Source organism: Paucibacter sp. DJ2R-2, assembly GCF_025717675.1.
Lineage (GTDB): Bacteria > Pseudomonadota > Gammaproteobacteria > Burkholderiales > Burkholderiaceae_C > Paucibacter_A.
This window is the reverse complement of sequence record NZ_JAJIRT010000003.1, coordinates 295469-313798: the sequence shown is the minus strand read 5'-3', so window position 1 is coordinate 313798 and position 18330 is coordinate 295469. Positions and strand designations below refer to the sequence as shown.

General features: G+C 67.4%; 15 protein-coding genes and 1 other RNA gene. 8 read left to right on the top strand and 8 right to left on the bottom strand.

Annotation, left to right across the window (positions count from 1 at the left end; genetic code table 11):
• Window positions 1-210: 210 nt before the first annotated feature.
• From LNV28_RS10670 to LNV28_RS10655, 4 genes are all read right to left on the bottom strand, one after another.
• Window positions 211-3270, bottom strand: a complete 3060-nt coding sequence (locus LNV28_RS10670) for an efflux RND transporter permease subunit (RefSeq protein ID WP_263519730.1) — start codon at window positions 3268-3270, stop codon at window positions 211-213.
• Between the two features lie 13 nt (window positions 3271-3283).
• Complete coding sequence (locus tag LNV28_RS10665) at window positions 3284-4477, bottom strand: efflux RND transporter periplasmic adaptor subunit (RefSeq protein WP_263519729.1); 1194 nt, start codon at window positions 4475-4477, stop codon at window positions 3284-3286.
• 135 nt (window positions 4478-4612) lie between these two features.
• Entirely contained in the window at window positions 4613-5107 is a 495-nt protein-coding gene (gene rnhA / locus LNV28_RS10660; protein ID WP_263519728.1) for a ribonuclease HI, read from the bottom strand.
• Between the two features lie 23 nt (window positions 5108-5130).
• Entirely contained in the window at window positions 5131-5973 is an 843-nt protein-coding gene (locus LNV28_RS10655) for a class I SAM-dependent methyltransferase (protein ID WP_263519727.1), read from the bottom strand.
• A gap of 144 nt (window positions 5974-6117) precedes the next feature.
• Between LNV28_RS10655 and gloB the strand changes: the two genes are divergently transcribed.
• Together gloB and LNV28_RS10645 are read left to right on the top strand one after the other, a co-directional pair.
• Window positions 6118-6936: a hydroxyacylglutathione hydrolase gene (gene gloB, locus LNV28_RS10650; RefSeq protein ID WP_263519726.1), complete on the top strand. Its 819-nt coding sequence runs from the start codon at window positions 6118-6120 to the stop codon at window positions 6934-6936.
• Complete coding sequence (locus LNV28_RS10645) at window positions 6933-8606, top strand: transglycosylase SLT domain-containing protein (protein WP_263519725.1); 1674 nt, start codon at window positions 6933-6935, stop codon at window positions 8604-8606. The genes gloB and LNV28_RS10645 overlap by 4 nt, the downstream gene beginning before the upstream one ends.
• A 70-nt stretch (window positions 8607-8676) precedes the next feature.
• On the opposite strand, the gene LNV28_RS10640 is transcribed toward LNV28_RS10645, so the two are convergent.
• From LNV28_RS10640 to dnaX, 4 genes are read right to left on the bottom strand one after another with little or no spacing between them, the layout of a single operon-like run.
• Window positions 8677-9075: an MAPEG family protein gene (locus LNV28_RS10640; protein ID WP_263519724.1), complete on the bottom strand. Its 399-nt coding sequence runs from the start codon at window positions 9073-9075 to the stop codon at window positions 8677-8679.
• Between the two features lie 28 nt (window positions 9076-9103).
• Window positions 9104-9703 (bottom strand): recombination mediator RecR, encoded by a 600-nt coding sequence (gene recR / locus LNV28_RS10635; protein WP_263519723.1) that lies wholly within the window; start codon window positions 9701-9703, stop codon window positions 9104-9106.
• A 10-nt stretch (window positions 9704-9713) separates the two neighbouring features.
• On the bottom strand, window positions 9714-10040 hold the full coding sequence (locus tag LNV28_RS10630; RefSeq protein ID WP_263519722.1) for a YbaB/EbfC family nucleoid-associated protein: 327 nt from the start codon (window positions 10038-10040) through the stop codon (window positions 9714-9716).
• 41 nt (window positions 10041-10081) lie between these two features.
• A complete protein-coding gene (dnaX, locus tag LNV28_RS10625) occupies window positions 10082-12172 on the bottom strand; it encodes a DNA polymerase III subunit gamma/tau (protein WP_263519721.1) in 2091 nt (696 codons plus the stop codon).
• An 80-nt stretch (window positions 12173-12252) separates the two neighbouring features.
• Here dnaX and LNV28_RS10620 point away from each other — a divergent pair, with 80 nt between their 5' ends.
• The 6 genes from LNV28_RS10620 (at window position 12253) to LNV28_RS10595 (ending at window position 18306) form a co-directional block, all read left to right on the top strand.
• Window positions 12253-13386 carry an AIR synthase related protein gene (locus LNV28_RS10620; RefSeq protein ID WP_263519720.1) on the top strand — a complete coding sequence of 378 codons (1134 nt, stop codon included), beginning with the start codon at window positions 12253-12255 and terminating at the stop codon, window positions 13384-13386.
• A gap of 59 nt (window positions 13387-13445) precedes the next feature.
• On the top strand, window positions 13446-14108 hold the full coding sequence (locus LNV28_RS10615) for a response regulator (RefSeq protein ID WP_263519719.1): 663 nt from the start codon (window positions 13446-13448) through the stop codon (window positions 14106-14108).
• Window positions 14105-15463, top strand: coding sequence for a sensor histidine kinase (locus LNV28_RS10610; protein WP_263519718.1), 1359 nt, complete (start codon window positions 14105-14107; stop codon window positions 15461-15463). Before LNV28_RS10615 ends, LNV28_RS10610 begins: the two co-directional genes overlap by 4 nt.
• A gap of 72 nt (window positions 15464-15535) precedes the next feature.
• Window positions 15536-16735: a serine hydrolase domain-containing protein gene (locus LNV28_RS10605; RefSeq protein WP_263519717.1), complete on the top strand. Its 1200-nt coding sequence runs from the start codon at window positions 15536-15538 to the stop codon at window positions 16733-16735.
• Window positions 16736-16809: 74 nt separating this feature from the next.
• An RNA gene (gene ffs / locus LNV28_RS10600) (signal recognition particle sRNA small type) lies at window positions 16810-16906 on the top strand.
• 647 nt (window positions 16907-17553) lie between these two features.
• Complete coding sequence (locus LNV28_RS10595; protein WP_263519716.1) at window positions 17554-18306, top strand: LamG domain-containing protein; 753 nt, start codon at window positions 17554-17556, stop codon at window positions 18304-18306.
• The last annotated feature ends 24 nt before the right edge of the window (window positions 18307-18330 follow it).

Sequence of the window (18330 nt, the reverse complement as noted above, 5' to 3'; positions counted from 1 at the left end):
CGGAGCCGTCGCTCGCGAAGAAGTTGCAGCACGCAGAGCTCGCTGAGGACCGCAGAGGACGCCGAGACAAGAAATCTTCTTCCTCTCTCTCCGCGGACTCTGCGGTCCTCCGCGCACTCTGCGGTCGAACTGAAACGTCAGCAAACGACGGCACTGTGCTGCCTCCAGCCAACAATCCCGCCTCAATCGGCGGTGCAGCGAGTTCCTCTCTCAGCTAGCCATCGCCGGCGTCGTGATCTCGCCCGGAATGCTCTTGCGGGCAAACAAGGTGTACATGGTGGGCACGACGAAGATGGTCAGCAGCGTGCCCAGGCTCATGCCGCCGACGATGACCCAGCCGATCTGCTGGCGGCTCTCGGCGCCGGCACCGGTGGCCAGGGCCAGGGGCAAGGCGCCCAGCACCATGGCGCCGGTGGTCATGAGGATGGGCCGCAGGCGCAGGGCCGAGGCCTCGACCACCGCCTCCATCGTGCCCTTGCCCTGCTGGCGCAGCTGGTTGCTGAACTCGACGATCAGGATGCCGTGCTTGGTGATCAAGCCCACCAGCGTGATCAAACCGATCTGCGAGTAAACATTGAGCGTGCCGCCCGCCCATTGCAAGGCCGCCAGCGCGCCGACCATGGACAAGGGCACGGACAGCAGGATCACAAAGGGGTCAATGAAGCTCTCGAACTGCGCCGCCAGCACCAGGAAGATGAAGAGCAGCGCCAGCACAAACACCAGGCTCAAAGCACCACTGCTGGACTTGAACTCACGCGACACGCCGTTCAGCTCGGTCGCATAGCCGGCCGGCAGAATCTGCTGCGCCGTCTTGTCCATGAACTCCAGCGCCTCGCCCAGCGAATAGCCCGGGGCCAAGCCAGCGCTGATGGCCACCGAGCGGCGCTGGTTGAAGTGGTTGAGCTCGCGTGGGCTGACCGCTTCTTTGACCGTCACCAGACTGGACAAAGGCACCAAGGCATCGCCCTTGCCGCGCACATAGAGCTGCTCGATCTGCTGGGGCGTCGTGCGGTTCTGGCTTTCGGTCTGCACGAGCACGTCGTACTGCTCGGCATCGCGCTTGTAGCGCGTGACCGCACGACTGCCCAGCATGGTCTCGACCGTGCGGGCGATCTGGTCCACCGGCACGCCCAGGTCCGCGGCGCGCTCGCGGTCCACCTCGAGGAAGAGCTCGGGCTTGTTCAGGCGCAGGTCGTTGTCGATCTGCACCAGGCCTGGGTTCTTGGCCAGAGCGGCGCTGAAGTCTGCTGTGACCTTGGCCAAGTTGGTGTAGCTGTCGCCGGTGACGATGACAAAGTTGACCGGCCGCGAGGTGAAGCCCTGGCCCAGGCTGGGCGGGGTGATGGGAAACGCGCTCACGCCGGGCAGCAGATTCATCTGCGGCAGCAGAGCGCGCGCCAGCTCGGCGCTGGAACGGCTGCGCTGGTCCCAATCCACGGTGCGGAAGATGGCCAGGCCGCCGGCCACGTTGCCGCCGCCCGAAAACACAAAGCGACGATCGAACTCGGGGTAAGTGGCGGCGATATCCTCGATGGCATCGAGATAGCGCGAGGTGAAGGCCAGGGTCGAGCCGTCGGGCGCGCTGATCGGCAGCACGATGACGCCGCGGTCTTCCTGCGGCGCCAACTCCGACTTGGCGTTCATATACAGCCAGCCCGTGCCGCCGGCCGAGGCCAGCATCACCAGCACCACCACCCAGCGCTGGCGCAGGGCCAGGCGCAGTGCAGCGGCATAGCGCTCGCTGATCAAGACCAGCACCCGCTCCATGCCGGCGTCGAAGCGTGTGGGCTTGGCGTTATGGCGCAGCAGCTTGGAGCACATCATGGGCGTCAGCGTCAGCGCCACAAAGCCCGAGACCAGTACCGCTCCCGCCAGGGTCAGCGCGAACTCGACAAAAATACGGCCGGTGCGGCCCGGCGTGAAGGCCAGCGGCGCAAACACCGCCACCAGGGTCAGCGTCATGGCGACCACGGCGAAGCCGATTTCCTTGGCGCCCTTGAGCGCGGCCTGGAAGGGCTCCAGCCCTTCCTCGATGTGGCGGAAGATGTTCTCCAGCACGACGATGGCATCGTCCACCACCAGACCGATGGCCAGCACCAGGGCCAGCAGAGTCAAGGTGTTCACGGTGAAGCCAGCGGCGGCCATGATGGCAAAGGCGCCGATCAGGCTGACCGGGATGGTCACCAGCGGGATGATGGAGGCACGCAGGGTGCGCAGGAACACAAACACCACCAGGGCCACCAGCACCACCGCCTCGGCGATGGTGTGATAGACCGATTCGATCGAGCGCTCAATGAAGAGCGCGTTGTCGCTGGCCGGGCGCACGGTGATGCCGGCCGGCAGGTCTTGCTGCAGGCGCGGCATCATGGCCGTGACGGCAGCCGAGACTTCCAGCGGGTTGGCCGTGGCCTGCTTGATCACGCCCAGGGACACCGAAGGCAGGCCATTCAAGCGCACACGCGAACGCTCGCTGGCGGCGGCTTCCTCGATGCGGGCGACATCGCGCAGCTTGACCCCATAGCTGCCCACCTGTCGCAAGTTCACCTCAGCGAACTGGGCCACGGTGTTGAGGTCGGTGCGGGCAGTGACGTTGAACTCGCGCTGCTGGCTCTCGATACGGCCGGCCGGCACTTCCAGGTTCTGGCGGCGCAGCGCGTCCTCCACATCCTGCACGGTCAGCTTGTAGGCGGCCAGGCGGGCGGCGTCGAGCCAGACGCGCACGGCATAGCGGCGGTCGCCACCGATTTCCACATCGGCCACGCCGGGAATGGTTTGCAGGCGCGGCTTGACGATGCGGTTGACCACATCGGTGACCTGCAGGGGGTCCAGGGTCTCGCTGGTGAAGGCGATGCGCAGCGTGGGCTGGGCATCGGCCTCGACCTTGGCCACCACCGGCTCGTCCACCGCCGTGGGCAGGCGGCCGCGCACGCGGGCGACCCGGTCGCGCACATCGGCGGCGGCGTTGTCGGGGTTCTTCTCGAGCTTGAAGCGCACCGTGATCTGGCTCGACTCCGAGCGCGAGATCGAGGTGACGATGTCGACGCCCTCGATGCCGGAGATGGAGTCTTCCAGCGGCTTGGTGACCTGGCTTTCAATCACCTCGGACGAGGCGCCCACCAGGCGGGTGCTGACGGTGACCACCGGCTCGTCGATGCGCGGGTACTCGCGCAGCGAGAGCTTGCCGAAGGACACCAGGCCCACCAGCAAGAGCAGCAGGGACATCACCGTCGCAAAGACCGGGCGACGGATGGAGGTTTCAGAAATCTTCATGGCCGGTGGGCTTTCAGCGGCTGGCGGCGGAGGACGCTGCGGTCGGTGCCGATGCGGCTGGCTTGGCCGCCTTCTTGTCCACATCGACCACCTTGACCACCTGGCCATCGCCGCGCAGCAGCTTGGCCTGGCCGGCGGTGACGACGCGCTCGCCCTCCTTCAACCCTTCCAGCAGCTCGACCTGACCGTTCAGGCGCAGGCCCAGCTTGGCTTCGATACGGCGGGCCTTGAGCTGGCCTTCTTCTTCGACCAGCTTGATCACGAACTGCTTGCCAGCCAGCGGCACCAGCGCTTCTTCCGGCACCAGCAAGGCGCCGGCATGGGTGGCCAACACCACCCGCACGCGGGCGAACAGGCCGGACTTGAGCTCCGGTGCCGCGCCCAGGACGCGCGCGCGCACCAGCAGGGAGCGGCCGGCAGCGTCCAGCGCCGTGTCCAGGGCTTCGATGCGCGCCTTGAAATTGCGGCCCGGCCAGGCGTCCAGCGAAACCTCGACCTCTTGGCCGGCCTTCAGGCGCGGCACATAGCGCTCGGGCAGGCGGAAGTCCACCCACATCGAGGAAGCATCTTCCAGACTCAGCAGATCGCTGCCGTCCTTGACGTAATCACCGAGGTTGACGGCGCGGATACCGACCCGGCCACCAAAGGGTGCGCGCACCTGCATGCGCGCCAGCTGGGCCTTGTTCAGTGCCACCTGCGCCTCGGCCACCTGCAGCGCAGCCTGGGCCTGGTCCACCACATTGGCGCTGACGAAGTTCTGTGCCAGCAGTTCGCGGTTGCGCTGCAGCTGAGTGCGGGCTATGCCGGCTTGCGCCTCGGCTTGCTGCAGCTGAGCCAGTTGCAGGGCGTCGTCCAGTTGCACCAGCAGCTGCCCCTTGCGCACCATCTGGCCGTCGCTGAAACCCAGCTTGACGATGCGGCCGCTGACCTCGGGCTTGAGAACCACGGCCTGGGCCGCACGCAAGCTGCCCACGGCCTGCGCCTCGTCTGCCAAATCGGCGCGCTGCACCCGGCCGGCTTCCACCGGAATCGGGCCGGAGGGTTTGGCGTCTTTCTTGTCGCCGGGTTTGGCGGGGGCGCTCTTGCCCTCGGCCGGCGCGGCCATGGCATCGGCCACCGGCACGCGGTGTTGCCACCACCAGGCGGCGCCACTCAATCCCAACAAGGCCGCAATGGCCACGACACGGTGCAGTTTTTTCGAGCTCATGGGTTCTCCGAGCGTGCACTCTAGCGGCTGCACAAGTCGCCCGCTGGCCTCAGGGCATGAAGCACGGGCTGGAAGGTGTCAGTGACGGTGGACGGGCGGCAATCGCACAGAGCGCGCCCGCCGCTGCGGCCAGATTCAGCGGCCGACCGAGGCCACGCCGCGATTGGCCAGCGCATCGGCACGCTCATTGCCGGGGTCGCCGGAATGGCCCTTGACCCAGCGCCACTCGACCTGGTGCAGCTTGCGCAAGGCATCCAACCGCTGCCAGAGCTCGGCGTTCTTGACCGGCTTGTTGTCCGCCGTCTTCCAGCCGCGGCGCTGCCAGCCGCCGATCCATTCGGTCATGCCTTTGCGCACGTACTCGCTGTCGGTGTAGATGGTGATCTGGCAGGTCCGCTTGAGCGAAGCGAGGGCTTCGATCACGGCCGTCAGTTCCATGCGGTTGTTGGTGGTGTCGCGTTCGCCGCCGAACAGCTCTTTCTCATGGCCGCCGGCGCTCAGCCAGGCGCCCCAGCCGCCCAGGCCCGGGTTGCCCTTGCAAGCGCCGTCGGTGTAGATGACCACCACCGGCTTGGCGACGCTGACCGGCGCCTTGGCCTCGGGAGTGGACGGGGGAACTGCTGCATTCATGGGTCGGGGGTCGCTGGTGAAATTCAAAGGGAAGAAGAAGACGAAGGTGGCGCTGCAGCGGCCAGAGCCGGTGGCTCGGGCTGCCGCAAGGCCGGCATGGGGCTTTGGCTGGCTTGCGTCAGCACGGCCGGCGCCCCGGCCCGGGCGAATTTGCGCGAACGCCGCAGCCCGATCAGGCGCATGCCGTGCACGCGCTTGACCGCCTGAATGAAATAGACCGCGCCCAGCACCGGCCACCAGCGCGCGCCGATGGGCTCGATGCCGCCCCAGCGCTCCAACCAGGCCTCGCTGCGCAGCGGCGGGCTGTAGCAGCCGAAACGCGCGGCTTCCACCTCGAAGGTCAGCAGGCGCAGCCAATCGCGCAAGCGCCAGTAGCCCAAAAACTCACCCGCCAAGGGCAGGAAGAGCTTTTGCTCACCCGGCAGCAAGCGACCGAGATTCTGCCTCAGGCCCCAGAGGCTGGCCGGATTGAGGCCCAGAATCACCAGCCGCCCCTCGGGCCGCAAGACCCGTTCGACCTCGCGCAAGGTCTGGTGCGGGTCGGGCGCCAACTCCAAGCTGTGCGGCAGCACGACCAGATCGAGGCTGTTGCTCTCGAAGGGCAAGGCGTCGAACTCGCTCAGCAAGACCGGGCTGGCGATCTGCGCGTGGCTGCTAGCCGCTTGATCATCCAGCGCCAGCCAGCGGTGCGGCATGCGGTTGGCGCGCAGGGCCGGCAGCTCGGGCAGGCCCAGCTGCAAGGCATGGAAGCCGAAGATGTCGGCCACGGCCGCGTCCAGCTGCCGCTGCTCCCACTGCAGCAGGTACTGGCCGGGCGGCGTCTGCAGCCAGGAGGCCAACTCTATAATCGAAGCTTCGCGTGTCATGCCAAGCTCGCTTCTCGAGCCGCGCAGCGAAGCCGCAGCGGATGGCGGCATGGGGTCAGGTCTTGCAGGCCGACACCGGCCGGCCAGTCAGCGCACATGGAAGGGAGTTCCCGGAATGAAGAACGGCGGAATGAAAACCTGCGCATGGAACTGACAGCCCTCCCCGCTTTCACGGACAACTACATCTGGATGCTCAGCGACGGCCGCGACGCCGTCGTCGTCGACCCCGGTCAGGCCGAGCCGGTACTCGCAGCGCTGCAGCAACGTGGCCTGAGCCTGCGGGGCATTCTAGTGACGCACCACCATGGCGACCATGTCGGTGGCATCGCAGCGCTGCGCCCCCTGCTCGATGGCAAGGTCTGGGGCCCGGCGAACGAACACATACCCGAACCCTTCACGCCGCTGCAGGAAGGCCAACGCTTGCAGTTGCTGGGCCTGGACATCGAGGTGATGGACGTGCCCGGCCACACCGCCGGCCACATCGCCTATGTGATCCGGCAGCCCGCAGCCGGCCAGAGCCCCTTGCTGTTCTGCGGCGACACCTTGTTTTCGGGCGGCTGCGGCCGGCTGTTCGAGGGCACACCGGCGCAGATGCAAGACTCGCTGGCGCGGCTCAGCGCCCTGCCGGCCGACACCCGGGTCTGCTGCACGCATGAGTACACCCTGGCCAATCTGCGCTTCGCACGCGAGATCGAGCCCGACAACCGCGCCCTGGCCGACTACCAGGTCTGGTGCGAAGCAAAACGCGCCCAAGGTCAACCGACCCTGCCCTCCCGCGTTGGACTGGAGCTGCAGATCAACCCTTTTCTGCGCTGCGCTGAACCCAGCGTTCAGGCTGCAGCCCGTCGCCACGCCAGCTTCTCCGCCCTCGAGCCCTCGGCCGCGGGCGAGTTGCAAGCCCCGGCCGCCCCATCCCTCGCTGTCTTCGCCGCCCTGCGGCAATGGAAGAACGACTACCGATGACTTCACGCCCCACTTTGAGCTGCGGCCTGCAGCGCCTGTCCGCCCTGGCCCTGGCCGCCCTGCTCTGCGCTTGCGCCAGCAGCCCGACACAGACCGGCGAAACCAGCCCGCCCAGCGAACGCAACGCCTTGCCGCGCAGCTTCGGCAGCCAGGCTGCTGCACCGGCCACCCCCGAGGCTCCGCTCTTGCTGAGCATGGGCAGCCAGACCCCGGACGAAGCGCTCGGCGCGCCGACCGTGGAAGACAGCCTGCGCCCAGGCATGAAGATCGACCTGGACGCCCCGACCGCGCGCCGCGACCTCTGGGACCGCCTGCGCGCCGGCTTCCAGCTGGAAGACCTGGAAAACGAGGGTGTGCGCCGCGCCGAGGCCTGGTACAGCGCCCGGCCCGACTATGTGCAGCGCATGACCGAGCGCGGCAGCCGCTATCTGTTCCACATCATCGAAGAGGTCGAGAAACGCGGCATGCCGGCCGAGCTGGCCCTGCTGCCCTTCACCGAGAGCGCCTTCAACCCGCAGGCCATGTCCACCGCCAAGGCCTCGGGCATGTGGCAATTCGTGCCGGCCACGGGCCGTGACTTCTCGCTCAAGCAGAACATCTTCCGTGACGACCGCCGCGATGTGCTGGCCTCGACCCGCGCCGCGCTCGACTACCTGGGCCGGCTGAACAAGATGTTCGGTGGCGACTGGCGCCTGGCGCTGGCCGCCTACAACTGGGGCCAGGGCAATGTGGCCAAGGCGATTGCGCGCAATCAGAAGGCCGGCCTGCCGACCGACTATGAAAGCCTGCGCATGCCCGAGGAGACGCGCTACTACATCCCCAAGCTGCAAGCGGTGAAGAACATCGTGCAGAACCCGGAGAAGTACGGCCTGTCCCTGCCGCCGGTGGAAAACCACCCCTACTTCCTGAGCGTCACCATCGACCGCGACATCGACCTGGACACGGCCGCCCGCCTGGCCGGCATCACGCTCGAGAAGTTCAAGCAGTTCAATCCGCAGATGAACAAGCCGGTGATGCTGGCGGCCGGCAGCAACCAGCTGCTGCTGCCCTACGACAACGCCAAGTCCTTCGCCCGCAACCTCAACGCCCACCGTGGCCCGCTGGCCAGCTGGACCGCCTGGGTCGTGCCCAAGACCATGCACCCCTCGGCGGCGGCCAAGCAGGTTGGCATGGATGAGTCGGAGCTGCGTGAGGTCAACAAGATTCCGCCGCGCATGCTGGTCAAGCAAGGGTCCACCTTGCTCGTGCCGCGCAGCGCCAAGCGCAGCGAGGATGTCTCCAGCCACCTGGCCGACAACGCCTCGATCACTCTGGCCCCCGATGTGCCGGCCTTGCGCCGAGTCAAACTCAAGGCCGGACGCAACGACAGCGTGACCACGGTGGCGGCGCGTTATGGCGTCAGCCCGGCCCAGGTGGCGCAGTGGAACAAGGTGGCGGTGGGCGCCAAATTCAAACCCGGCCAGGCGCTGGCGGTGTACCTGCCCAACAAGCCGGCCGCCACGAAGCTCGCCAGCAGCAAGACCGCGAAACCGGCAGCCGCCAAGCCACGGGCCAGCAAGAACATCCGCGTGGCAGCGGCGGCCAAACCGGCCAGCAAGAGCAGCAAGTCGCGCGCCCTCACGGTCGCAGCGGCGCCCGAGACTGCCGCGCGCACATCGATCAAACGTTGAGCCTGCACGGCGCCAGCGTCACAAAGATCAACGGGGCCCGAGGGCCCCGTTTTTCATGCCGGCAAGCGCCTTACTTGGCGCCGACAAAGAACAGCGCGATGCTGCAGCCCAGACCGACGAACCAGATCAGGGAGCGCAAGGCCGCCAGGTCGGCGAGGTAAACGCCGATATAGCCGACCCGCGCAGCGATGAAGCCCAAGGCCAGCGCATCGACCGTGGCCTGCGGCGCCTGCATCTGCTGCGCCGCCAGCACGCCAGCGATGAACAGAGGCAAGGCCTCGAAGCTGTTGGCCTGGGCGGCATTGGCGCGCGCCTGCCAGCCACTGAGGGTGGCCAGCCAGGCGCGGGGCTGGTGGTTGTCGTAACCGCCTTCACGGCGACGCTTGCCAAAGCCCTTGGACTTGGCCAGACCGGCACAGACGATGGGCAGCAGGCTGGCGACGATGATGCAGGTGTTGGCGAGAGTCATGACTTCCTTGGGGTGAAGGCCGGGCCGATCAACGCCGATCGACCAAAGCGTGAGCGATGGTACCGAGATCCACATATTCCAGCTCGCTGCCCACCGGCACGCCGCGCGCCAGGCGGGTGGCGCGGATGCCGCGCGAGCGCAGGGCCTCGGCCAGCACATGAGCGGTGGCCTCGCCTTCGGCAGTGAAGCTGCTGGCCAGAATCACCTCTTCCACGCCGGCCTCGGCGGCGCGGGCCAGCAACTCGGCAGCGCCGATCTGCTGCACGCCCACACCGTCCAGCGGGCTCAGACGCCCGAGCAAGACAAAGTAGTAGCCGCGGTAGGAATTGCTGCGCTCCAGCGCCGCCTGGTCGGCCGGTGTTTCCACCACGCAAAGCAGGCGCGCATCACGCTCGGGGTCGGCACAGACCCGGCACAGCGCCGTTTCGCTGAAAGTGTGGCAACGCTCGCAATGGCCGATGTCCTCGGCCGCCGCGCGCAAGGCCCCGGCCATCAGGCGGGCGCCTTCGCGGTCGTGCTGCAGCAGGTGGTAGGCCATGCGCTGGGCCGATTTCTGGCCCACGCCGGGCAAGCGCTTGAGCGCCTCGATCAGCGCGTCCAGCAAGCCGGCGGGCGACGATTCCGTCAACGTGGCGCGCTCAGAAAGGGAACTTCATGCCCGGAGGCAGGGGCATGCCAGCGGTCAGCTTGCCCATCTTCTGGGCGCTCACCTCTTCGGCGCGGCGCACCGCGTCGTTGAAGGCCGCGGCGACCAGGTCTTCCAGCATGTCCTTGTCGTCCGCCAGCAGGCTGGGGTCGATGGTGACGCGCTTGACCGCGTTCTTGCAGGTCATCAGCACCTTGACCAGGCCGGCGCCCGACTGGCCTTCCACCTCGACATTGGCCAGTTCATCCTGGGCCTTCTTGAGGTTGTCCTGCATGGCCTGGGCTTGCTTCATCAAGCCGGCGAGTTGACCCTTCATCATCTTCAATACTCCTCAATCAATGGTTCAGTGTTCGTTGGTTTTCAGTGGGACCGGATCGATCCCGGCACGATACGTGCTGTCTTGAACTGGGCCATCAAGGCTTGGGCAATCGGGTCGTCCAGCACGATCTGTTCGACCTGACGCTGGCGCGCCTGGATGCGGGCCAGATCGCGCAGCGCCGGCGAGTCCTGAGGCACACCGGCCTCCAACTCGATCTGCACCGGTTTTTGCAAACCAGCCTCGAGGGCGACCTGCAGCTTGTCCCTCAGGGCCGGCTGACGCAGCGACTCACGCTCGACGCGCAGGCGCAGCTTGCAAAGGTCGGGGCCGTTCTCCAGGGCCACGCACTCGCTGCGCACCGCCAGCTCGCGGGTCAGGGCCAAGAGACCCACGGGCGCGATCAGCGCCGCCCATTGCGCACCGAGTTCGGTGGGCTGCAGGGGCACGTCTTCACCGGCGGTGGAAGCATAGGACTGCCGACCGGCCGGCTCGCGGCCGCCGCGTGGGGTCTGAGCCAGCTCGCCTTCGTCGAACGCGGCCCCGCCTGCATACGAGCCAGCTGCGCCGTCTTCATCGGCCATTGGCGCATCGAGCCAGGGCGGCGGCTCACCGTCGTCGCTGGGCCGGCCATCGCCGGGCTCGTCCTCGACCACCGCCGCATGAACGACCGGGCGCGGGCGGAGGCGCGCACTGTGGCCATTTCCGCCGGCGGCTTCGGCTGGGCGAGCACGAAAGGCGGGCGCTGCGGGCTCAGGTACAGCTTCGGGCACGGGCTGTTGCGGCTGATAGGCAGCAGCCGCTGGCTCCTGCGCCTGCGGCACCCGGATGGGCCGCGCTGGCGGCACTAGCTCGACACCAGCAAGCTCCGCGAGCGGAAGCTCGGGTGCCGGCAGCGGTTCTGGCGCAGCAGCTGGCGCAGGTACAGCGGCAACAAGGGGTGCGACCGCGGGTGCCAAGGCAGCCGCCGGCGGCGCCGCCCGCACCGGCCGAGCCACGGCCGCAGCGGGTTTGTTCAGCGTCTGGCCGGCCGCACCGGCGGGACGAAAGCTGAGCATGCGCAGCAGCACCATCAACAGGCCGGCGTATTCGTCAGGCGCCAGGGCCAGCTCGGCGCGGCCGTGCAAGGCCATGCTGTACATCAGCTGGATTTCATCGGCCGGCAGCAGCGCCGCCAGGCGTTCGGCCTCAGCGGTGTCGGGGTCGGTCTCGTCCAGAGCGCCGGGCGCGGCCTGGGCCACGGCCATCTGCTGCAGCAAGCCGGCCAGGTCCTCCAGCGTGCCGGCGGCCGAGAGGCCCAGGGCGCGCAGGCCATCGGCCTGCGCCACCACAGCCGCACCGTCGGCGGCGGCCAGGGCATCGATGATGGCGACCACATGGCCGCGATCCACCGTGCCCAGCATCTGGCGCACGCCCTCTTCCACCAGCGAGCCGGCGCCGAAAGCGATCGCCTGGTCGGTCAGCGAGAGCGCATCACGCATGGAGCCGCGCGCGGCCCGCGAGAGCAGGCGCAGCGCGCCCGCATCGGCCGGCACGCTTTCCTGCTTCAGCACCTGCGTCAGATGGCTGAGCACGGTCTGAGGCGCCATGGGCCGCAGATTGAACTGCAGGCAGCGCGAGAGCACGGTGACCGGCACCTTCTGCGGATCGGTGGTGGCGAGCACGAATTTCAGGTAGTCCGGCGGCTCCTCCAACGTCTTCAACATGGCGTTGAAGGCGGTGTTCGAGAGCATGTGGACTTCGTCGATCATGTAGACCTTGAAGCGGCCCATGACCGGCTTGTAGACCGACTGATCGAGCAACTGGCTGATTTCCTCGACCCCGCGGTTGGAAGCGGCATCGAGCTCGATGTAGTCGACGAAACGGCCGGCATCGATGGCCTGGCAGGCATCGCAGACGCCGCAGGGCGTGGCGGTGATGGTGCCCGTGCCGTCGGGCCCGGTGCAGTTGAGGCTCTTGGCCAGGATGCGCGAGACCGTGGTCTTGCCGACGCCTCGGGTGCCCGTGAACAAATAGGCGTGATGCAGGCGTTGCTGGGTCAGTGCATTGGCCAGGGCCTGCACCACATGCTCTTGGCCCACCAGCTCTTCAAAACTGTGGGGGCGGTACTTGCGCGCGAGGACCTGGTAGCTCATGCGCGGCATTCTACGGGCCACCAGCAGCCCCATCAGGCACCAGGGCCGGCCGGCGAGCGGACAGGCGATAATCCCGGCCCATGAGCACGCCCGCATCCCACACCCCCTCCTCGCCCGACACCCTCAGCTACGAACAAGCCGGTGTCAATTACGACCTGATCGACCCGCTGAAGATCAGCGCGCAGCGCGCCGCGGCCGCCACCGGCGCCCATCTGGCCGCCCATGGCTTCACGGAAGTGCTGGCCTCGCGCGGCGAGTCGGCCTATGTCGTGGATGTGGGCCCCTTCTATATCGCGTCCATCGTCGAATGCCTGGGCACCAAGACCCTGGTGGCCGACGAGATGCGCCAGCTGACGGGCAAGAACTATTACGACGGCATCGCCCAGGACACCATCGCCATGGCGGTGAACGACCTGATCACCGTCGGTGCCACGCCCCTGGTGGTACAGGCCTACTGGGCCGCAGGCGGCTCGGACTGGTTCGGCGACAAGGGCCGGGCCCAAAGCCTGGTGGAAGGCTGGAAGCGCGCCTGCGACACCTGCCAGGTGGCCTGGGGCGGCGGCGAGACGCCCGCCCTGGCCGGCATCGTCGAGAGCGGCCGCATCGACCTGGCGGCCTCCTGCACCGGCCTGATCAACCCCAAAGAACGCCTCTCAGTGGGTGACAAGCTGGGTGCCGGTGACGCCATCGTGCTGCTGGCCTCCAGCGGCATCCATGCCAACGGCCTGAGCCTGGCTCGCAAGCTGGTCGAGCGCCTGCCGCAAGGCTACCTGACCGAAATCGAGCCGGGCCTGAGCTATGGCGACGCCCTGCTCGCCCCCACCGTGCTGTATTCGCCGGTGACCGAAGCGCTCTACAAGGCCGGCATCCAGCCGCATTACTGCGCCAACATCACCGGCCATGGCTGGCGCAAGCTGCTGCGCCATCCGGGCCAGTTCACCTACCGCATCCACACCGTGCCCCCGGTCACGCCGGTGCTGAAGTTCATGCAGGAGCATGCCAAGCAGGATGACCGCGAGGCCTACTCGACCCTGAACATGGGCGCCGGCTTCGCCATCTTCGTGCCCGCGGCCGACGCCGCCCGCACGGTGGAAGTGGCCAAGGCCTGCGGTATCGACGCCTGGGTCGCAGGCAGCCTGGAAGCGGGCGAGAAGCAGCTGCTGATCGAGCCTCTGAACATCCGCTTCAGCGACGACGACCTTCAGCTGCGCTGATTCCGGCGCGCCGCGCATCGACACAGGGCGGCTGCGGCTGCCCTTTCTTTTTTCCAGCCATGCACATCCTGCTGATCGAAGACGATTTATCGCTCGGTGCGGCGCTGCTGGAGGCGCTCAAACTAGATGGCTTCAGCGTCCAGTGGCTGCGCCGGGCCGGCGACGCGCCACACCGGCTTGCAGATGCCGGCTGCGAAGCCGTGCTGCTGGACCTGGGCCTGCCCGATGGCAGCGGGCTCAGCTTGCTCAAGGCCTGGCGAGCCCAGAACGACGCCACCGCCATCCTCTTGATCACCGCGCAGGGCGAACTCGATGAGCGCCTGGCCGGGCTTGACGCTGGTGCCGACGACTATCTGGTCAAACCCTTCGCAATTCCCGAGCTGCTGGCGCGCCTGCGTGCCGTGCGTAGGCGGCAAGCGGCGCAGACCGGCAAGGAGTGGAAATTCGGCGCACTGAGTTTGCTGCCACAGCAGTCCTTGGCCCGCATCGAGGGCCGCAGCCTGGAACTGACCCCGCGCGAATTCCAGCTGCTGCTGGCCCTGGCCGAAGGCGGTGGTGAGGTGGTCGGCAAACACAAGCTGGCGCAAAAAATGGAGCCGCTGGGTGAGGCCATGGACAGCGCCGCGCTGCAAGTGCATCTGAGCAATCTGCGCCGCAAGATCGGTGCGCAACGCATTGGCACGCTGCGCGGCGTCGGCTACTGGCTGGAGTCCCTGCCATGAGGCGCAGCCTGGGGCGCCGCACGGTGGGCGCCTTGCTGCTGGCCTTCGCCCTGATCGCGCTGGGCGTGGTGAGCCTGAACTACTGGTCGGTGCGCCAGGACATGAGCCGGCAGTCGCAAGCCAATCAGCTGGGCCGCCTGCTGGCCCGCAGCCTCGACGGCCTGGACAATGAAGACAGCGCGCGCGCCGTTCTGCGCGGCTTCCTGGCCGAATTCGATCAACTGCGCGAAGAGGCCGCCTGGGAAGCCGGGCAACTGAGCGTGGAACTGCTCCGGCGCGACGGGCAGCGGGTCTTTCACAGCGGCCCCGAGCTCGGCGACAGCCGCTGGCCCGAAGGCATGAGTCAGCTGAATCTGGCCGGCAGGCCCTATGCCACTTTCAGGGCAGAGGGTCCGCTCTGGACGCTGCGGATCGCCGACCCGCTGCCCAGCGATGCCATGCTGCTGCAATGGCTGGCCTCGGAGGTGGGCCCGTCCCTTGCCCTGGCCCTGCCGGTGCTGCTGCTGACGCTCTGGCTGGCCGTGCGCAGCGGCCTGAGGCCCTTGCGCGAGTTCACGGCAGGCATCGCGGCGCTGGACCTGCGCCGCGATCTGGCGCCGCTGCAGCTGGATCTGCGCTATGCCGAGCTGCAACCGTTGGCCCATGCCTTCGACCGCCTGCTGAGCCGCCTGAGTGAGCAACGCGCCCATGAGCGCGCTTTCGTCCACGACGCCGCCCATGAGCTGCGCACGCCGCTGGCAGCGCTGGGCGCCCACACCCATGTGCTGCTGCACAGCCCGGACGAAGCCGGCCGGCAAGGGGCAGCCGCGGCCTTGCTGCAATGCGTCGAGCGCACCGCTCACCTGTCCCAGCAGCTGCTCGACCTGGCACGCCTGGACCCAGCCGCCGGCCCCGCCCCGAGCGCAGACTTTGACCTGGTCGAGCTCTGCGCCTGGGTGCTGCAACAAGCCCACCCGCAGGCGCGCCAACGCAAGGTCAGCCTGGCACTGGACGGGCCTGAGCATTGGCCCTGGCACGGCCCGCGCCACGCGTTGCAATCGCTGCTGCAAAACCTGGTGGACAACGGCCTGCGCTACGGCGCGCGCGAAGTGCAGGTCGAACTGAGCCCGCTGGGCGCCGCAGAGATGCGCCTGGCCGTGCGTGATGACGGCCCGGGGATTGCGCCCGAGCTGCGTGCCCACATGTTCGAGCGCTTCTGGCGCGGCGCGCATGCGCAAGAGCCCGGCAGCGGACTGGGCCTGGCGATTGCGGCCCAGGCCGCGCACAGCCTGGGGGTCGAGCTGCGCTGCGGGCCAGGCCTGCATGGGCGCGGCATCGGCTTCGAACTGGACTTGCCCGTCCAAACACCGGGTTGAACGAGCTTTAGACGTTCTTTAGCACCCGCTGCCAAGAATCGCCGACTTCACACCTTGGAGTCACTGCTCGCCATGTCCGCCCCGCTCTTGCGCCGCCGCGCCTTTCTGCCCCTGCTTCCCGCCTTCCTCTTGCCCGCAGCCGTCTTGAGCGCTTGCGGTGGCGGGGCGGAACGCGAAGAAATTCGCCATCCCGAGCTACTTCAAGAAACCGCGCGTCTGAACGAGGTGGCAGGGGCCGCGGTGGCAGCCGGCCTGGTCGGCGCCGTCTTCGGCAGCCAGCCAGAGGGACTGCAAAAGCTCTACCTTGGCAGCGCCGGCCTGAGCCGGCAGTCGCAAGGCCCGGCCCTGTCCAGCGAGCAGCCCTTTCAGCTCGGCTCCTTGAGCAAGGCGATGACGGCCGCCTTGGCTGCGGAGCTGGTACGCCAGGGCAAGCTGCGCTGGGACAGCCGCCCGGCCGAACTCCTGCCCGAGCTCATCGCCCTGCAACACCCGGACTTCGCTGCCATCACCTTGCGCCAGCTGCTCGACCATCGCAGCGGCCTGCCGGCCTTCCAGGACCCCAGTGAACTCGAAGAGCTGGCGGCCTACCTGGCCATCCAGACGGAGCCCCTGCCGACGAGCGACCGCGAGCGCCGACGCCTGCTCGCCCGATGGATGTTGGCACGCAAGCCAGCGTTGCCGCCCGGGCAGGAGCTGCTCTACTCCAACGCCGGCTACACCTTGGCCGGCGCCATGATGGAAGCCGCCACCGGCCAGGACTTCGACAGCCTGCTGCTGAACTGGGCCCGTGGCCTCGGCCTGGAACTCAGCTTGAACCCAGCACCGCGCGCGCCGCAAGGCCATGTGGGACCCAAGCCGCAGAGCTTGAAGCCCTTCGAAGCGCTGGCGCCAGAATGGGCGGTCTGGGTGGACGGCGCGCTGCGCCCCTCGGGCAATGTCTGGATGTCCCCGGCCGCCTACGGCCGCTGGCTGGCCGAGCATCAGCGCGCCCTGCAAGGCCAGACCCATGGCCTGGCACCCGAGTATGTTCAGCGCCTGCGCCAATTGCCCGAAGGCGAATACGGCCTCGGCTGGGTGGCCATGCAGGCCCAGGGCCGGCGCGGCTTGGTCCATACCGGGGCCTACCTTGGGTTCATGGGCATGGTCTTCGTGCAGCAAGACGGCAAGACGGCCTACTTCGGCTTGAGCAATACCGAAGGCAATAACGAAGACGGCAGCAGCTGGGTGTTGAATGTGCTGACTCAGGCCGTGCTGCAACTGGCCAGCCGCTGAACTTGGGCGCTGCTTGAACGCCTGCGCACGCCCTTCGGCTCGAGAGCCCTGAGGCATCGACTACAATGCGTTTTGACGGGCCTCCTCGCATGGAAGCGCGGCCAACCGGGTCAGGTGGGGAACCAAGCAGCCCTAGCCGTTGTGACCAGTGCCGAGGTCGGGCTCGTCAACCCCAATTCTGAATTCAAGCCCGCCGAGCCCACTGCTCGGCGGGCTTTTTTCTGCGCGGTCAGCAGGCGGACTGAGTCTGCAAACGGCAAACGACCACTCGCATGCGGCTGAATACGGACGCAGAGTGCGCAGAGGACCGCAGAGGTCGCAGAGGGAAAGGCAGCACTTTGGGCCTCAGCGTCCTCTGCGGTCCTCAGCGGGCTCTGCGTACTGAAACTACTTTGCGAGCGACTGCTCCATGACCTTTGCCGACAGCACCGCATGATGGGGTCAAAGCCTAGCGTTGGCACCCAAGCACAGATCACCTCAATTCGACACGGGGCCAATGACACTTCAAGGTCCACGAACTCGAACGATGTCCGGGTCCGCTCGATCTAAATGAGCGAACTGTGGAATATGTGTTGAGCTGACCTAGGCCTGAAGCGCCGCGCCGGGCCAGCGCTTGTATTCTGAAATCGGCGAGCAAGGTCCCACACGACAGGCTCCGTTCCACACCCAAAGGCGGCCCGGTTGGCGTCAGCGACGGTACCCAGTCCGATTCATCAACACTGAGCGCAACCATGCCAAAGCCGACCACTTCACCCACGCGAACTTCCCAATTCAGCAAGTCAGTGCGAGGCCTTTCCGTCGCCTGCGCATTCGGCGCAATGGCCGCCCTTGCCCAAGCCTCGCCGGTCTTGCAAGGGCTCTACTTGCTGGACGGCAACGGGGCCAATGCTGCCGGTGCGGGGCCAGCCCTCACCGCGCCCGGTGCCGCTGTTTCCTTCGTCACCGGCTTGAGCGGTCAAGCGGCCTCCTTCGACGGCAGCGGCCGGTCCTGGCTGCGCGCCAATATCAACTCCAGTGGCAACACCAACCCCAGCTTCTCCTGGGGCGCCTGGGTCAAGCTGGCCGACCCCAATGCCTGGAACATCTTCCTGTCCAACGACAACGGTGGCTGGGACCGATTCACCCAGGCCAACGGTGGTCGGTGGTCGGTTTCACACAACGGCGTCGTTCGATCGGGGACGGCGAGCAGCGATGAGTGGACCCTGATCTCGCAGACCTTCGACGGTATCAACCAATCGCTCTACGTCAACGGCGTGCTGGCGATGACGGTGGCGGACAGCCCCAACGCCTCCCAGAACTTCATCGACATCGGCCGCAACGCCAACGGCGCATATCCGCTGCGTGGGCTGATGGACAGCGTGTTCTTCTTTGACGACACCCTCAGCGCCCAGCAGATGGCGACCATCAACGCGGGCGGCGCCAAAGGCAGCGGTGTGCTGGCCGTGGCCGGTCTGGGCGGCACCGTTCCTGAGCCTTCGAGCCTGATGCTGGTCGGCATCGCCGGCCTCCTGTTGTTGCGCAGCCAGGCCCAGCGCGGCCGACGCCTGCAAGAGGCCAGCACAGCGAGCTAGGGCCTCTGCAGGCCATCACTCAAC

What these genes read in the sequence shown, in the direction of transcription:
- LNV28_RS10670 (WP_263519730.1), bottom strand. Translation starts at nt 3,270, where the DNA reads ATGAAGATTTCTGAAACCTCCATCCGTCGCCCGGTCTTTGCGACGGTG.
- LNV28_RS10665 (WP_263519729.1), bottom strand. Translation starts at nt 4,477, where the DNA reads ATGAGCTCGAAAAAACTGCACCGTGTCGTGGCCATTGCGGCCTTGTTG.
- rnhA (WP_263519728.1), bottom strand. Translation starts at nt 5,107, where the DNA reads ATGAATGCAGCAGTTCCCCCGTCCACTCCCGAGGCCAAGGCGCCGGTC.
- LNV28_RS10655 (WP_263519727.1), bottom strand. Translation starts at nt 5,973, where the DNA reads ATGACACGCGAAGCTTCGATTATAGAGTTGGCCTCCTGGCTGCAGACG.
- gloB (WP_263519726.1), top strand. Translation starts at nt 6,118, where the DNA reads ATGGAACTGACAGCCCTCCCCGCTTTCACGGACAACTACATCTGGATG.
- LNV28_RS10645 (WP_263519725.1), top strand. Translation starts at nt 6,933, where the DNA reads ATGACTTCACGCCCCACTTTGAGCTGCGGCCTGCAGCGCCTGTCCGCC.
- LNV28_RS10640 (WP_263519724.1), bottom strand. Translation starts at nt 9,075, where the DNA reads ATGACTCTCGCCAACACCTGCATCATCGTCGCCAGCCTGCTGCCCATC.
- LNV28_RS10630 (WP_263519722.1), bottom strand. Translation starts at nt 10,040, where the DNA reads ATGATGAAGGGTCAACTCGCCGGCTTGATGAAGCAAGCCCAGGCCATG.
- dnaX (WP_263519721.1), bottom strand. Translation starts at nt 12,172, where the DNA reads ATGAGCTACCAGGTCCTCGCGCGCAAGTACCGCCCCCACAGTTTTGAA.
- LNV28_RS10620 (WP_263519720.1), top strand. Translation starts at nt 12,253, where the DNA reads ATGAGCACGCCCGCATCCCACACCCCCTCCTCGCCCGACACCCTCAGC.
- LNV28_RS10615 (WP_263519719.1), top strand. Translation starts at nt 13,446, where the DNA reads ATGCACATCCTGCTGATCGAAGACGATTTATCGCTCGGTGCGGCGCTG.
- LNV28_RS10610 (WP_263519718.1), top strand. Translation starts at nt 14,105, where the DNA reads ATGAGGCGCAGCCTGGGGCGCCGCACGGTGGGCGCCTTGCTGCTGGCC.
- LNV28_RS10605 (WP_263519717.1), top strand. Translation starts at nt 15,536, where the DNA reads ATGTCCGCCCCGCTCTTGCGCCGCCGCGCCTTTCTGCCCCTGCTTCCC.
- LNV28_RS10595 (WP_263519716.1), top strand. Translation starts at nt 17,554, where the DNA reads ATGGCCGCCCTTGCCCAAGCCTCGCCGGTCTTGCAAGGGCTCTACTTG.